Below are 15,185 nucleotides of genomic sequence, written 5' to 3'. Positions count from 1 at the left end.
AACAACCGGCGTATGACGTTCCGCCTTCCGCATGCCTGCGGGTATCGCACGAACACCTTAGGCTGTAAAGCAAGGTTCGCTGTCGTACTTTTCACTGTGCGGTTGCGGCCGGATCGCCCGGCAGGATCTTCGGCCTGCACCTGATTCCGTTGCAACGTTCGAGGGCGGGCGCGGACGCAGCAGTCGTGCGCCCAGCGGCTCCCCTTGCGGCTCATGGATTGGACGAAGCCGTGGCTTTTCAGGGCTTTGCGGGATTCCGCCGAGGGTATTGGCACCCGCGGCCCGAGTGCAGCAGTCCCGGCGCAGGCCGTTGGCGCTGGATCGCCATGGTCCGTGCAGCCAGCGACAGTTCGGTGCGCAGGTGGCCCCGCATCGTCCAGCCACCCACTTTCCGGTCACCTCCCTGGACGTGGCGTAGGAGCTGTGGGGAACCGTCCCGCCGGAGCGCGCCCAGAGCTGGCGTAGGCGGGCCGGTTCCCCACATCGGGGCGGCCATCGTGGGTCTTCGGTGGAGTCTGGTCACCGCACCTCAACCCGACCGAAGGGTGACCGTCCCCGGCCTGATCGGGGATGACCGACGAGATGATGGCGCTTCGCGCGCTGCATGACCCTGGAAACCATCGCCCCGCTACCGCCGCGTGATCAGCCCGGCCAGACAAGCCAGAGACCACAAGAGCGCCCCGGATCTTACACCACACCTCGGGCACGACCCTCTTCTTCATATCCCTCTCCTTGCTCGCTGGTATCACTCAAGGTGGAGGAGTTTCAGGGGAGCGCGTCAGACCGCGCAACCCGGTGTCCATTCTCCCGAGGGAAGCTCACTGGACGGCGCGTGCAAAACTCTGGAAACGGCGGGCACGATCGCTATGATCGTCCGGTCATAACCCTTTCGTCAGGCCCGCCAGCCGGGTCCGGGCCGCTTCATGATGCCAGCCGACCTTACCTCCGCAGGAGAAGAACCTGCACTTGCCGAGCAGGCCGACGCCGGCCCGGTCACGCTGGTCGTGGACGACGAGGAAGGGATTCGCAACTTCCTGTCGCGCAGCCTGGAGCGGCGCGGCTGGCGCGTCACGGCGGTGGGCAGCGCGGAAGAAGGGGCATGCCACCTGGAGCGGCATTGCGTCGATCTGATCATCCTCGACATCGCGCTGCCCGGCCGGTCGGGGCTGGAGTGGCTGAGGGACCTGCACGCCGCCGGCTTCGGCGGCGACGTCATCCTGATCACCGCGTTCGCCGACCTTGACACCGCCATCGAGGCGCTGCGCGCCGGTGCCGCCGACCTGATCCTCAAGCCGTTCCGCATCGAGCAGATCGTCACCGCCATCGGCCGCTGCGTCGAGCGGACGCGGCTTCAGCGCGAGAACTTCGTGCTGCGCCGCCAACTCGCCAAGCGGCGCGGCTCAAGCGACGAGATCGTCGGCCGCTCGCCCGCCATCCTGCGCCTGCAGGCCCTCATCGAGCGGGTCGCACCGTCACCCTCCACCGTGCTGATCGAGGGCGAGTCCGGCGTCGGCAAGGAACTGGTGGCGCGCGCGCTGCACACCCGCTCGCAACGCGCCGAGCGGCCGTTCGTGGCGCTCAACTGCGCCGCCGTCTCGGCCGATCTTGTCGAGGCGGAACTGTTCGGCCATCTGCGCGGCGCCTTCACCGGTGCCAAGGAGGCGCGCAAGGGGTTGTTCTACTACGCGCACGGCGGCACCCTCTTCCTCGACGAGATCGGCGAGCTGCCGCTGGCGCTGCAGTCGAAGCTGCTGCGCGTGCTGGAGGAGCGCCGCATCCGCCCGGTCGGCGGCGAGCAGGAGCTTCCCGTGGATGTCCGCGTGGTTGCCGCCACCAACCGCGATCTAAAGGCCGAGGTCGCCGCCGGCCGCTTCCGCCAGGACCTGTTCTACCGCCTTGCCGTCATGACCCTGCGGGTGCCGCCGCTGCGCGAGCGCAGCGACGATGTGGTCGAACTGGCGCGGCGCTTCATGGGCGTGCTGTCGCTGCGCCTCGGCGTGCCGCCGCTGGACATCGACCCGGCGCTGGAGGCGGCGCTGGTCGCGCACCCCTGGCCGGGCAACGTGCGCGAGCTGCGCAACCTCATCGAGCGCGCGCTTCTGTTCGGCGAGTTCCCGCTGGAGGATCTCGGGCTGCCGGTCTGCGGCATCGATGCCACCGACGGCACCGCGGACGGGCGGGCGCTGGCCGAGGTGGAGAAGCGCCACATCCTCGCCGTGCTGGCGGAGTGCGGCGGGAACCGGGCGCGGGCCGCCCTCGCGCTCGGCGTGTCGCGCAAGACGCTTGACCGGAAGTGCGCGGAATGGGGTGTCTGACCGGCCTGCGCGCGGCGCTGGCCGCGCGCCTGGCACCCATCGCCGGTTCGGTGCGCCACAAGCTGCTGGCCCTGGTCCTGGCGCCGCTGCTGCTGGGCGTGCCGGTGCTGCTGCTGATCGTCTGGGTCTGGGGCACGCACGGCTACAACCAACTGCTGATCAACAAGGTGAGCGCCGACCTCGGCACCGCCCGGCAGATTTTCGATCGGGTGCAGACCGGCGTCAGCGGCGGGCTGGACTCGCTCGCCTCCTCGCACCGGCTGGCGCTGGCGCTCGAACGGCCGCGGGGCGGCGGGCTCGCGGCGCTGCTCGACGGCGCCGCCCTCCAGCAGGGGCTCGACTTCCTGCTGCTGCTCGACCCGCAGGGGCGCGTGCTGGCCGGCAGCGGCGGGGCGGCGGGCGGTGACCGCGCCGGCTGGGCCGTCGTGCGCTGGGCGCTGAGCGGCGTTGGCACCCGCGGGCTGGACGTGTTCGGCCCGGAGGAGTTGGCGGCGATCGATCCGGCGTTGCCGGCGCGCGCGCGCCTGCCGCTGGTGTCGACCCGCAACGCTGCCCCGACCGACCGCCGCGTCGAGGAGCGCGCGCTGGTGATCCACGCCGCGGTGCCGGTCGTCGGGCCCGACGGGACGCCGCTCGGCGTGCTGGAAGGCGGCGTGCTGCTCAACGGCAGTCAGGGGATTGTCGACCGCATCAACACGGTCGTCTACCAGGAGGCGTCGCTGCCGCTCGGCAGCCAGGGCACCGCCACGCTGTTTCTCGACGACACCCGCATCGCCACCAACGTCCGCCTGTTCGAGGGGGAGCGCGCGCTCGGCACGCGCGCCTCGGCGGCGGTGCATCGGCAGGTGATCGGCGAGGGGCGGGTGTGGCTGGGCTCCGCCTTCGTGGTCGACGACATCTACGTCTCGGGCTACGAGCCGCTGGTCGACACCGAGGGGCGGCGCATCGGCATGCTGTACGTCGGCTTCCTGGAAGCGCCGCTCCAGCAGGCGCTGTACCGCGCCATGGCGGTGCTGTTCCTGGCGTTCCTCGCGGTGTCGGCGCTGGGCACCCTGGCGGACCTGCGCTTTGCCCGCACCATCTTCCGCCCGCTGGAGCGGATGAACCGGGTGATCGCCACCATCGAGGCCGGCGACGAGACGGCGCGCGCCGGCCCGACCGCGAGCCGCGACGAGTTAGGGCGGCTGTCGCGGGCCTTCGACCATCTGCTGGATTCCCTGGCGGTGCGCCGGCAGGAGCTGGAACGGGCGGCCGGGGACCTCGACCGCAAGGTCGCCGAACGGACGGCCGCGCTGGAGGACGCCAACGCGACGCTCCGTCAGGCCCACCGCACCTTGATGATGAGCGAGAAGCTGGCCGCCATCGGCGAGCTGACCGCCGGCGTGGCGCATGAGATCAACAACCCGGTCGCGGTGATCCAGGGCAACCTCGACCTGCTGCGCGAGGTGCTGGGCGAGGCTGCCGAGCCGGTGCGCGACGAGATCCGCCTGATCGACGAGCAGACCCACCGCATCCAGACGATCATCGCCAAGCTGCTGCAGTTCGCCCGGCCGGGCGATTTCGCCGGACAGGCCGAGCCTATCGACGCCAACAGCGTGGTGGTGGACGGCCTCGTGCTCACCCGCCACACGCTGCGCCGCGGCCACATCCATGTGGAGACCCGCCTGACCGCCACCCGCCCGGTCGAGATCAGCCGCGGCGAGCTGCAGCAGGTGCTGATCAACCTCGTGGTCAACGCCGCCCAGGCGATGCCGAACGGCGGCACCCTGACGCTGGAGACCCGCGACGCGGAGGTGGAGGGCGACGAGGGGATCGTGCTGTGCGTCCGCGACACCGGGCACGGCATCGCGGCGGACGTCCTGCACCGCATCTTCGATCCCTTCTTCACCACCAAGAAGACAGAGGGGACCGGCCTCGGGCTGTCGATCAGCTTCGCCATCGTCCAGCGCCAGGGCGGCCGCATCACCGTCGACAGCGCCCCCGGCAAGGGTGCCGCCTTCCGCGTCTGGCTGCGTCGGACGGCCCGCTTTGCCGATCAGCCGGCCTGAGCAAGGAAGAGGTTGAGACCGATCGGCGCGTAGCCGCCGTCGCCGACCAGCACGTCGAGCGCGAAGGATGCGAGGTCGTCGGCGACCGGGTCGAGATCGGGCGCCTTCTCGGCCAGCAGGAGTTTCAAGTGGCTCTGGCAGGCGTCGCAGGTCTCGGCGCGGGCGGGACCGTCCGCGCCCTCGATGGCGCGCAGGCTGATGCGGTTCCCTTCGCCGCAGGACACGCAGGCGCTGCGCACGTGGTGCCACGCGGTGTGGCACAGGCCGCAGTGCAGATAGCGCAAACCGCTGATGTCCGATCCGGCGTGGATCACCCCAGCGACGGGAGCGCCGCCGCACACCGGGCAGGTCACGGCGGTCGCCGGCGCGGCGATGCCGGACGCGTCCAGCCCGCCGGCGTGCCGGGTCCAGGCGATCTGCAGCGCGGCGGCGACGAACGGCGTGGCGGCGAGATCGTCTGGCCGCAGGGCACCGGCGGTCAGGCGCGCGGCGAGCCCATCCAGAGCGTCGGCGTCGGTCCAGGGCAAGGCGTCCAGGGCCTCTGCCGCGGGGATGGGGAGTGCGCCGCGCAGGCGCTTGCGCAACGCCTCCAGATCGCGCCGCCATTGGGCCTGGGGCGTCGCCGGGGCGGACAGGGGAGCGGCCGCCAGCGCGTGCTGAGTCTCGCTCAGCAGCGTTACGAACTCCAGCCAGGCGGACAGCGGGTGGCCGGGGGCGAGGCGGCGCAGCCGGTCGGCACGGCGCTGGAACAGGACACCCGGGTCGGGCAGGCGCACCGGAGCGGGCGAGCGGCCGGGCTGCAACCCGGCGGCGGCCATGGCGTCGGCGATGTCGGCGGCGGGGGCGGAGGTGGGCTGGGTCATGCGGGAACGTCTCTGGATGACAGGGTGGCTCCACCGGACTGCAAGATCCGTACAAGAAGCCCCTCTCCCCTTGCGCACGGGGCATCCACGCATGTGGCGGCGCAGTGCTTGCTGATATTGACGTGCTTTTTTCCGTCATCCCCGCGAAGGCGGGGATCCATACGTTCCGCAACCACTCGCTTTGGGGATTATGGATCCCCGCCTTCGCGGGGATGACGGAAAGATGTGAGTGCTTTCAGCCGCTTATCGCACCACGCCCCAACCCCTCCCCCGTCAAAGGAGAGGGGCTTTCGCTGCTCCGCACGACGGACATTCTGTCCCGCCGCCTTGGACAGAATGTCCACATCTCATCTGCGGCTATAACGAAAAACCGCAAGAACAGGGCTTTTCCCGGCTGGCATGAAACCTGCCATGGGGCGGCGCCACGCCCGACCGCGCGCCGGGCCCAGCCAGAGCGCGCTTCTCCGGGAGGAACCATGCAACTCAGTCGGCGGCAGTTCATGAAGGTCGGTGCTGGAGGGCTCGCCGCCTCCAGCGTGGCGGCGCTGGGCTTCCTGCCCTCCACCGCGCTGGCGGAGGTGCGGCAGTTCAAGCTCGCCCACGCCAAGGAGGTCCGCAACACCTGCCCGTACTGCTCGGTCGGCTGCGGTCTGCTGATGTACAGCCTTGGCGATGGCGCCAAGAACGCCAAGGCGGAGATCATCCACATCGAGGGCGATCCCGACCATCCGGTCAGCCGCGGCTCGCTGTGCCCGAAGGGGGCCGGCCTGCTGGACTTCGTGCACAGCCCGAACCGCCTCAAGCACCCCGAGGTGCGCGAGGCCGGCAGCTCCGAGTGGAAACGCATCTCCTGGCACGAAGCCATCGCGCGCATCGCCCGCCACATCAAGGACGACCGCGACGCCAACGTCGTCGTGAAGAACGACCAGAGCGTGACGGTGAACCGCTGGGTGTCCACGGCGATGCTGACCGCCTCGGCCTCGTCGAACGAGACCGGCATCCTGACGCAGAAGTTCATGCGCTCGCTGGGCATCGTCGGCACCGACGCGCAGGCCCGCGTCTGCCACGGTCCGACGGTGTCGGCGCTGGCCGCGACCTTCGGGCGCGGTGCCATGACCAACACCTGGGTGGACATCTCCAACGCCGACTTCGTGCTGGTGATGGGCGGCAACCCGGCCGAGGCGCACCCCGTCGGCTTCAAGTGGGCGGTCGAGGCGAAGAAGCGCGGTGCCCGGCTGGTGGTGGTCGACCCGCGCTTCAACCGCTCGGCCGCGGTCGCCGACGAGTACGTGCCGATCCGCGCCGGCTCCGACATCGTGTTCCTCGGCGGAATCATCAACTGGCTGATCGCCAACGACAAGATCCAGTGGGAGTACGTGAAGGCGTACACCAACGCCAGCTACATCGTGGACGAGGGTTTCGGCTTCGAGGACGGGCTGTTCTCCGGCTTCGACCAGGCCAAGGGCCAGTACGACCGTAAGAGCTGGAACTACGAGTTCGACGAGGCCGGCAACGCGAAGACCGACCCGACGCTCCAGCATCCGCGCTGTGTGTGGAACCTGATGAAGGCCCACTACGCGCGCTACACGCCGGACGTCGTCGCCGACCTGACCGGCAGCCCGAAGGACGGGTTCCTGACGGTCTGCCGCCACCTCGGCGAGACCTCGGCGCGCGACAAGGTCGGCACCATCCTCTACGCGCTGGGCTGGACGCAGCACACGGTGGGCGCCCAGAACATCCGCACCATGGCGATGATCCAGCTTCTGCTGGGCAACATCGGCATGCCGGGCGGCGGCGTCAACGCGCTGCGCGGGCATTCCAACATCCAGGGACTGTCCGACCTGGGCCTGCTGTCCACCAACCTGCCCGGCTATTTGACGCTGCCCAACGAGAAGGCGCACCCGACCTTCGCCGACTACGTCGTGAAGACGACGCCGAAGGCGCAGCAGCCCGGCCAGCTCAATTTCTGGGGCAACACGCCGAAGTTCTTTGTCAGCCTGCTGAAGTGGTTCTGGGGCGACGCCGCGACGAAGGAGAATGACTGGGGCTACGACTGGCTGCCCAAGTGGGACAAGATGTACGACGTGCTGCAGGTCATGGACCTGATGCACCACGGCAAGGTCAACGGGCTGATCGTCCAGGGCTTCAACCCGCTGACCTCGTTCCCCGACGCGCGCAAGACCGCCGCGTCCTTCTCAAAGCTCAAGTACATGGTGGTGATCGACCCGATCGCGACCGAGACGGCGTCGTTCTGGCGCAATCACGGCGAGATCAACGACGTCGACACCGCGACCATCAAGACCGAGGTGTTCCGTCTGCCCTCCACCTGCTTCGCCGAGGAGGACGGCGCCATCGTCAACTCGGCGCGCTGGCTGCAGTGGCACTACAAGGGCGCACAGGCGCCGGGCGAGGCCAAGACCGACCAGGAGATCATCGCCGAACTGTTCCTGGCGGTCCGCGACCTCTACCGCAAGGAGGGCGGCAAGGCGCCCGAGCCGATCCTCAACCTCTCCTGGCCCTACAGGAAGCCGGAGGAGCCCACCCCCGAGGAGCTCGCCAAGGAACTGAACGGCCGGGCGCTGGCCGACATCCCCGACCCCAAGGACCCGAGCAGGTTCCTGATCCGCAAGGGCGAGCAGATTCCGGGCTTCGCGCTGCTGCAGGACGACGGCTCGACCATGTCGGCGTGCTGGATCTTCGCCGGCTGCTGGACGCAGGCCGGCAACCAGATGGCGCGGCGCGACAACACCGACGCGGGCCTCGGCAACACGCCGGGCTGGGCCTGGGCGTGGCCGGCCAACCGCCGCATCATCTACAACCGCGCCTCCTGCGACCCGTCGGGCAAGCCGTGGGACCCGAAGCGCGCGCTGATCGCCTGGAACGGCGAGCGCTGGGGCGGCGCCGACGTGCCGGACTTCAAGATCGACGCAGCACCCAGCACCGGCATGAACCCCTTCATCATGAACCCAGAGGGCGTGGGGCGGCTGTTCGCCACCGACAAGCTGGTGGACGGCCCGTTCCCCGAGCACTACGAGCCGATGGAAAGCCCGCTCGGCACCAACCCGCTGCACCCCAAGGTGGTCACCAGCCCGGCGGTGCGCATCTTCAAGGCCGACAAGGAGCGGCTGGGGACGCACGAGCAGTTCCCCTACGTCGGCACCACCTACCGCCTGACCGAGCACTTCCAGTTCTGGACCAAGAGCGTGGCGCTCAACGCCATCGCCCAGCCGGAGCAGTTCGTGGAGATCGGCGAGGTGCTGGCCGCCGAGAAGGGCATCCGCACCGGCGACACCGTGAAGGTCAGCTCCAAGCGCGGCTTCATCAAGGCCAAGGCGGTGGTCACCAAGCGCGTCAAGGCGCTGAAGGTCAGCGGCAAGACCGTCCACCAGATCGGCATCCCGCTGCACTGGGGCTGGGAGACGGTGGCGCGCAAGGGCTACCTGTCCAACACCCTGCCGCCGTCCGTCGGCGACTGCAACACCCAGACACCGGAATACAAGGCGTTCCTCGTGAACGTCGAGAAGATCGTCGGAGCCTGACCTCATGACTCTGCAATCCCTGGACATCAAGCGGCGCTCGGCGAGCCCGACCGCGGCGCCCGAGGCGCGCAACCCGAAGGAAATCGCCCAGCTCATCGACGTGTCCGTGTGCATCGGCTGCAAGGCCTGCCAGGTCGCCTGTTCGGAGTGGAACGAGTTGCGCGCCGACGTCGGCACCTGCGTCGGCGTCTACGACAACCCCACCGACCTGTCGTCGCAGGCGTGGACCGTCATGCGCTTCGCCGAGGTGGAGGAGAACGGCAAGCTGGAGTGGCTGATCCGCAAGGACGGCTGCATGCACTGTACGGAGCCGGGCTGCCTGAAGGCCTGTCCGTCGCCGGGCGCCATCGTGCAGTACAAGAACGGCATCGTCGATTTCCATCAGGAGAACTGCATCGGCTGCGGCTACTGCGTCTCCGGCTGCCCGTTCAACGTGCCGCGCCTCAGCCCGAAGGACGGCAAGGCGTACAAGTGCAACATGTGCTCCGACCGCGTGGCGGTCGGGCTGGAGCCGGCCTGCGTCAAGACCTGCCCGACCGGCGCCATCCAGTTCGGCTCGAAGGAGGACATGCAGGAGGTGGCCGCCGCCCGCGTCGCCGACCTGAAGAGCCGCGGCTACCAGAACGCCGGCCTGTACGACCCGCCCGGCGTTGGGGGCACGCACACCATGTACGTGCTGCACCACGCCGACACGCCCGAGCAGTATTCCGGCCTGCCCGCCGACCCGGCGATCAGCCCCACCGTCGAGCTGTGGAAGGGGCCGTTGAAGCCGCTGGCCACCGTCGGGCTCGCCGCCGCCGGTCTGTTCGGCTTCTTCCACTACACCGCGGTCGGCCCCAATCGGGCGGACGAAGACGACACCCATGAGCCCCATGAGGAGAACCGGTCATGACGGAAAAGCTGATCCAGCGCTACAGCGCCGCCGAACGGATCAACCATTGGGTCGTCGCGGTGTGCTTCGTGCTGCTGGCGATTTCCGGGCTGGCGTTCTTCTACCCGGCCTTCTTCTGGCTGACCGGTGTGTTCGGCACGCCGGAGCTGGCGCGCATCGTCCACCCCTTTGTCGGTTTGGTGATGTTCGTTGCCTTCGCCCGCCAGTTCTTCCGCTACTGGCACCACAACCTGCTGAACCGCGAGGACATCAAGTGGATGGTCGCGGTGAAGGAGGTGCTGAAGGGCAACGAGGTGGGCGACATCGGCCGCTACAATGGCGGCCAGAAGGCGATGTTCTGGGTGATGGTGCTGTGCCTGCTGCTGCTGCTGGGGTCCGGCATCGTCGCGTGGCGGCCCTACTTCGCCGCGTCGTTCCCGAGCCCGCTGATCCGCATCGCGCTGCTGGTCCACGCGGCGAGCGCGCTCGTGCTGATCTCCTCCATCGTCGTGCACGTCTACGCGGCGCTGTGGGTGCAGGGGACGATCCGCGCCATGGTCGAGGGCGTGGTCACCCACGGCTGGGCGAAGAAGCACCACCCGCGCTGGTTCCGCGAGACAACCCGCGGCAAGGCCTGAACCGGAGGAGGATGCCATGCCGCTCGACATGATTCCCGAAGCCGCCTTCCCGGCCGTCCACCGCGCCACCGTCCTGCGCGTGGAGCACGGCCGCGCCGAATCCGGTGACGACCATCTGGTCGAGGAGGTGCCGGTGGCGCTGGTGTACAACCGCATCTCGCACGCGGTGATGCTGGCCTCGCCGGAGAACCTGGAGGACCTGGGGCTCGGCTTCAGCCTGTCGGAGGGCATCCTGGCCGACCGCGACGAGCTGTTCGGCGTCGCCGTCCGCGAGGGCTGCGACGGGCTGGAGGTCCACATGGACATCCCCTTCGAACGGTTCATCGCGTTGAGGGACCGCCGGCGCAGCATGACCGCCCGCACCGGCTGCGGCCTGTGCGGGGTGGAGAAGCTGGAGTCGGTGGCGCGGGTCAAGGGCACGGTGGCGCGCGGCGCCCCCGTGTCCGCCGCGGCGGTGGCCCGGGCGCTCGACGCGTTTACCGACCGCCAGCGCCTGCACCGCCTGACCGGGGCGGTGCACGGTGTCGCCTGGGTCGCCCGGACCGGAGAAATTCGGTCGGTCCGCGAGGACGTCGGCCGGCACAACGCGCTCGACAAGTTGATCGGCTGGCTCGCCGCCACAGGGGCCGATGCGACCGACGGCTTCGTTCTGACCTCCAGCCGCGCCAGCTTCGAGATGGTGCAGAAGGCAGCGGCGGTGGGCATCGGCTGCTTGGTCGCGATCTCCGCGCCCACCGCGCTGGCGGTGCGGCTGGCCGAGGGCTGCGGCCTGACGTTGGCCGGCTTCGCCCGTGGCCAGCGCCTCGTGGTCTACAGCCACGCTGGATTCCTTGTGGTTTGAGACTTGTTGCGATGCGAGTCGAGGAGGCCGGGACGTTGGCGTGAAGCCAGGAGCCGCTGCCCAGCGAGTCCAGCCCGTCATCGCCCGTCAGCAAGAAGAACGGAAACAAACGGCTGGGCGCCCAGCGCGCGATCACGGTATGGCGATAAGGTAAACGAAAACCCACTTCCGGCCTCCGGACCGCGCATCCAGAAAGGCGGTGCATTCTTGCCAGCGCCGACGTCCATTCGCTACACAGGTCCGCATTGGATGACGGGCCGTTTCGCGGCGGGATTGCACGATGGACTTCTTCGAGGCATGCGACCGGCTGACGGAGCAGGCGCCCGCCTGCGGCGATCCGGCCGCTTCCTGGACCGATCATCTGGCCGGACTGGCCCTGCCGGCGCTGCCGCGGCCGGTGGCCGACCATTACACCGCGCACTTCGCCGCTCTCTACCAACGGCTCGGCACCGGCAACCTGCCGCGCGACACCCTGTGCAACATCGCCGCACAGTGCCTGCATTACGTGGCGTCCCCCTGGGAGGGGGTCGGCGAAGGCGCCTTCCTGCAGGTGGGCGGGCTCGGCGGCTCGGCGTTCCTGGCCGGCGCCATCGGCAACTGGCGGGTGCCGGCCGTCTTCAGCCTCGGCTGGCCGATGGCCGACCTCGCGCAGGCCCAGGCGCAGTTCGAGCGGCTGAACCGGGAGATCGGGGTTCTCGAAGGACAGGGCGCGATCGGACAGGCCGTCGCCCTTCCGGTGACGGCCGGTGACGCGCTCGACTTCTGCGCCGGCTGCAACCGGCCGCGTCTGGCGCTGCTGCACGTCGCCGACGCGCCCGACGCCGAACGGGCTCTGGCGGTGCTGGATGAATTGGCGGGCGCGATGCTGCCGGAAGGGCTGGTGCTGGTATCCGGCGCGCGGCCGGTGGTCGATGCCGTGCAGCGGGCGGTGGCCGGCCGCACCGTGCCCGGCGGGCTCCGCCGTCTGGACACCGTGACCGTCGCCGCCGACGGGACGCGCCGGGAAGACGCGCTGCTGGCCTTCGCCACGGCTCCGCTGCCACCGCCGCACCGGTTGCTGGGCAGCGTGTACGAAGCGCGGTACGCCGATCTCGTTCGCCGCAGCCCGGCGTTGCGCAGCGTCGCCGACTGGCCGGTCCTGTCCACCCCGACCGACGTGGAGGAAGGCGTGTGGTCGGCGGCGGATGGCTCGACCTTTCCCGAAGCACACTGCTTTGCCAGCTGGGAGCTGGAGCCGCCCGGCTATCCCACCCGGCAGAACTACGCCGACTTCCCGACCGGCGCTGCGCTGGAGCGGGCGCGCGGGCGGTGGCGCCATGCCTTCGGGCGCGTGGTGTCGATGCCCGGCGGGTGCGTGATTGGCCGGATGCCCATGTCCGCCGACGGCACCGTGCCGCTGGAATGCGTCAACCCCTACCACCTGGAGTCCGCCGGCGTCGGCTTCCTGTCCACCGGTGTTCCCACCGATCTGCCGACCACCACGCTTCCCGGCGACTGGATCTGGCTGCCGTGCGCCAGTCCGGCGCTGTCGCATTGGCTGATCGAGGACTTTCTGCCGGCGTTGACCCTGCTCGAGTGCGGTGCCGCCCCCAACCTGCTGCTGCAAGGCCCGCCCACTGAGTATCAGCGGCTCTATCTGACCATGGCCGGCTTCCCGCCGGAGCGCTGGATCGTCACGGAACCGAACCGCATCTATCGCTGCGGGCGCATTCTCGCGCCGGCGCGGGAGGCGGCGGATCGCATGGTCCGCTCCATGGTGCGCGTCCACCATCCGAGCGCCATGAAGGGCGTCGAGCGGATGCTCGGACGCGCCCCCGGCGCGGTGCGGCCGGGCACGGCGAAGCTGTACGTTTCCCGCCTCGATTCCCGCCGGTACCGCGCGTGCCTCAACGAGGAGGCGGTGGTCACCCACGTGCAGCGGCGCGGCTACAGGGTGGTCAACGCCGCCGTCCTCTCGCCGTCGGGCGCATTGCAGGCCTACGGTGAGGCCGGCGTGATCGCCGGAACCCTTGGGGCTGGCGTGTTGAACATGGTCTTCGCGCCGCCGGGGTGCCAGGTCGTCTCCTTCATGGCCCCGGAGTACCTGGAGGAGCACGTCGAGCAACTCGCCCATCTGGTCGGCCAGGACTATGGCTATCTCGGCTGTCCGGTGTTCCAGGCCGACGATCCCAGCGAGGGCGGAGCGCGCAACAGCAACTTCCTCGCGGATATCGACCGGCTGGACGCCCTGCTCGACCTAGCCGAAGCCCGCGCCGCGGCACGCTGTTGGCGTGACTGAGGTTGATCCGGATCGGTGGCCACCTCGAAGCTTGAGCAGGAGGTGTTGATCGATGCCGAGAACACACCCCCATACCCGCCGGACTTCCGCCGGCACATGGTCGCGTTGGTCCGTTGGTCCGTGCCGGACGCGATCCGGAGGATCCGGCTCGCGAGTTCGAACCGTCCGGCCACCTGGAAAAGGCAGCGGCTTGGTTCGCGCGGGAGACCGGCATGATTCCCTCCGGGTCTTCCAATTCATGAGCGCGAAGCAAGCGGCCTTCCCGATCCGCACCATGGCCCGGGTGTTCGGCGTCTCGCCGGCCGGCTACGACGCCTGGCGCCGCCGTCGGCCGCAAGCGGGGGCTCGGCTGATGCCGGATCAACTCCAGGAGCCGCAGCCCTCGTCGCTGCCCCCGGCATCAGCCCTCTCCTTTCAACAGCCCGGCTACAGCACGAAGTTTGATGCTGTCAGGTACTGGCTGCCGTACAGCGACAGGCCCATGTCCTGGAACCCGTCGCCGTCGAGATCGGCGAGGACCCAGGTGACGCTCGACGCGACGCTGAGCCGCAGTTGCCCCGCCACACCGGCGAACTCGGCCTCCCCGATGAAGGTGAAGGGCTGGTTGCCGGGCGCCGAAGAGACGTCGATCGCCGATATGTCGATGCGGTCGCCCTGGGCGGCGTTGAAGTCCGTGATGGTGTCCCAGTCGCCGCTGTCCACGGTCAGCCAGCACTTGAACAGGTCAGCCCCGGTGCCGCCGGCCAGCGTGTCCTCGCCGGCGCCGCCGTCCAGCACATCGCCGCCGGCCCCGCCCTCCATCCAGTCGTGGCCGGTGCCGCCGTACAGGTAGTCGTTGCCGTTGCCGCCGAGCAGCCCGTCGTTGCCGCCGTAGCCGTACAGCGACGTGGCGCTGTTGCCGGCCTGCAGCAGGTCGTCCGCGTTGTAGCCGTACAGGGCGCCGGTGCCGACGGTGGTCAGTGCGAGATCCTGCCGGGTGAGGTTGATCGTGGTGCCGTCGGTGAAAGTGACGGTCGGGACGTAGTTGGTGCCGTCGCCGGTGCCGCTCGGGGCGAAGCGACCGAGGAGGATCAACTCGTCCGTGCGGTCGCGGAAGCGCAGATGGAGGTTGGCGCCGAAGCGGGCGAAGTACAGGTCGCCCTGGGTGAAGCCTCCCGCCAGCAGCACCGTGTCCTCGCCGTCGCCGACGACCGTGTCCACCCCGTCACCGGGGTTGAACACGTAGACGTCGCGGCCGGCGCCGCCGGTCAGCGAATCATTGCCGATCCCGCCGCTCAGCGTGTCGTTGCCGATGCCGCCGGTCAGCGTGTCGTTGCCGCCGCCGCCGGTCAGCGAGTCGTGGTCGTCGCCGCCGTCGAACAGGTCGGCGCCGGCGCCGCCGATCAGCGTGTCGTTGCCGGCCTCGCCGTACCCCCGGTCCGCCCAGGTGTCGGCGCCGTCGGCGCTGCCGTCGATCAGGTCGTTGCCGGTGCCGCCGTACATCGTGTCGGCGCCGGCGCCGCCGATCAGCGTGTCGTTGTTGTCGTAGCCGTAGAGCACGTCGTGGCCGGCCTTGCCGTACAGAACCTCGGTGTAGGCGGCGCCGTACACCGTCTCCGAGGCCGCCGTGCCGGTAATCTCCACCGTCACCGACAGGGCGGCCAGATCCACCGTGGAGCCGTCGGCGAACGCCGCGGTCTGCACGTAGGGATAGCCGTAGTTGCTGAAGCGGTTGACGATGGTGACGTCGTCGGTGCTGCCTTGGAAGCGCAGATGCAGATGGTCGCCGTCGCGCACGAAGTACAGCTTCGCC

At 69.5% G+C, this 15,185-nt stretch carries 9 protein-coding genes; 7 read left to right on the top strand and 2 right to left on the bottom strand.

Annotated features, from left to right (window positions below):
* Positions 1 to 923 precede the first annotated feature (923 nt).
* Both ACRWK7_RS25450 and ACRWK7_RS25445 read left to right on the top strand, forming a co-directional pair.
* Positions 924 to 2,315, top strand: a complete 1,392-nt coding sequence (locus tag ACRWK7_RS25450) for a sigma-54-dependent transcriptional regulator (RefSeq protein WP_431859126.1) — start codon at positions 924 to 926, stop codon at positions 2,313 to 2,315.
* Entirely contained in the window at positions 2,303 to 4,363 is a 2,061-nt protein-coding gene (locus ACRWK7_RS25445; RefSeq protein WP_431859125.1) for a sensor histidine kinase, read from the top strand. The genes ACRWK7_RS25450 and ACRWK7_RS25445 overlap by 13 nt, the downstream gene beginning before the upstream one ends.
* Here the strand turns inward: ACRWK7_RS25445 and ACRWK7_RS25440 are convergent.
* A complete protein-coding gene (locus ACRWK7_RS25440; RefSeq protein WP_431859124.1) occupies positions 4,351 to 5,226 on the bottom strand; it encodes a formate dehydrogenase accessory protein FdhE in 876 nt (291 codons plus the stop codon). The genes ACRWK7_RS25445 and ACRWK7_RS25440 overlap by 13 nt on opposite strands.
* 476 nt (positions 5,227 to 5,702) lie before the next feature.
* Between ACRWK7_RS25440 and fdnG the strand changes: the two genes are divergently transcribed.
* The 5 genes from fdnG (at position 5,703) to ACRWK7_RS25415 (ending at position 13,393) form a co-directional block, all read left to right on the top strand.
* Complete coding sequence (fdnG, locus tag ACRWK7_RS25435) at positions 5,703 to 8,765, top strand: formate dehydrogenase-N subunit alpha (protein ID WP_431859123.1); 3,063 nt, start codon at positions 5,703 to 5,705, stop codon at positions 8,763 to 8,765.
* 4 nt (positions 8,766 to 8,769) lie between these two features.
* The gene (gene fdxH, locus ACRWK7_RS25430; protein WP_431859122.1) at positions 8,770 to 9,657 is read left to right on the top strand and encodes a formate dehydrogenase subunit beta; all 888 of its coding nucleotides are present in this window, start codon (positions 8,770 to 8,772) and stop codon (positions 9,655 to 9,657) included.
* On the top strand, positions 9,654 to 10,274 hold the full coding sequence (locus ACRWK7_RS25425) for a formate dehydrogenase subunit gamma (RefSeq protein ID WP_431859121.1): 621 nt from the start codon (positions 9,654 to 9,656) through the stop codon (positions 10,272 to 10,274). Before fdxH ends, ACRWK7_RS25425 begins: the two co-directional genes overlap by 4 nt.
* Positions 10,275 to 10,290: 16 nt before the next feature.
* Positions 10,291 to 11,115: a formate dehydrogenase accessory sulfurtransferase FdhD gene (gene fdhD, locus ACRWK7_RS25420; RefSeq protein WP_431859120.1), complete on the top strand. Its 825-nt coding sequence runs from the start codon at positions 10,291 to 10,293 to the stop codon at positions 11,113 to 11,115.
* Positions 11,116 to 11,395: 280 nt separating this feature from the next.
* Positions 11,396 to 13,393: a glycosyltransferase family 61 protein gene (locus ACRWK7_RS25415; protein ID WP_431859119.1), complete on the top strand. Its 1,998-nt coding sequence runs from the start codon at positions 11,396 to 11,398 to the stop codon at positions 13,391 to 13,393.
* A gap of 426 nt (positions 13,394 to 13,819) precedes the next feature.
* Here ACRWK7_RS25415 and ACRWK7_RS25410 read toward each other — a convergent pair.
* A partial coding sequence (locus ACRWK7_RS25410) for a calcium-binding protein (RefSeq protein WP_431859118.1) occupies positions 13,820 to 15,185 on the bottom strand: 1,366 nt, incomplete at its 5' end.

This window comes from Azospirillum sp. (assembly GCF_050789165.1).
The sequence above is the reverse complement of the archived record's forward strand: the minus strand, read 5'-3'. Positions and strand labels throughout refer to the sequence as shown.

Excerpts from the sequence above, each read along its gene's own strand:
- ACRWK7_RS25415 (WP_431859119.1), top strand. The coding sequence starts at position 11,396 with ATGGACTTCTTCGAGGCATGCGACCGGCTGACGGAGCAGGCGCCCGCC.
- fdhD (WP_431859120.1), top strand. The coding sequence starts at position 10,291 with ATGCCGCTCGACATGATTCCCGAAGCCGCCTTCCCGGCCGTCCACCGC.
- ACRWK7_RS25450 (WP_431859126.1), top strand. The coding sequence starts at position 924 with ATGATGCCAGCCGACCTTACCTCCGCAGGAGAAGAACCTGCACTTGCC.
- fdxH (WP_431859122.1), top strand. The coding sequence starts at position 8,770 with ATGACTCTGCAATCCCTGGACATCAAGCGGCGCTCGGCGAGCCCGACC.
- ACRWK7_RS25440 (WP_431859124.1), bottom strand. The coding sequence starts at position 5,226 with ATGACCCAGCCCACCTCCGCCCCCGCCGCCGACATCGCCGACGCCATG.
- ACRWK7_RS25425 (WP_431859121.1), top strand. The coding sequence starts at position 9,654 with ATGACGGAAAAGCTGATCCAGCGCTACAGCGCCGCCGAACGGATCAAC.
- ACRWK7_RS25445 (WP_431859125.1), top strand. The coding sequence starts at position 2,303 with ATGGGGTGTCTGACCGGCCTGCGCGCGGCGCTGGCCGCGCGCCTGGCA.
- fdnG (WP_431859123.1), top strand. The coding sequence starts at position 5,703 with ATGCAACTCAGTCGGCGGCAGTTCATGAAGGTCGGTGCTGGAGGGCTC.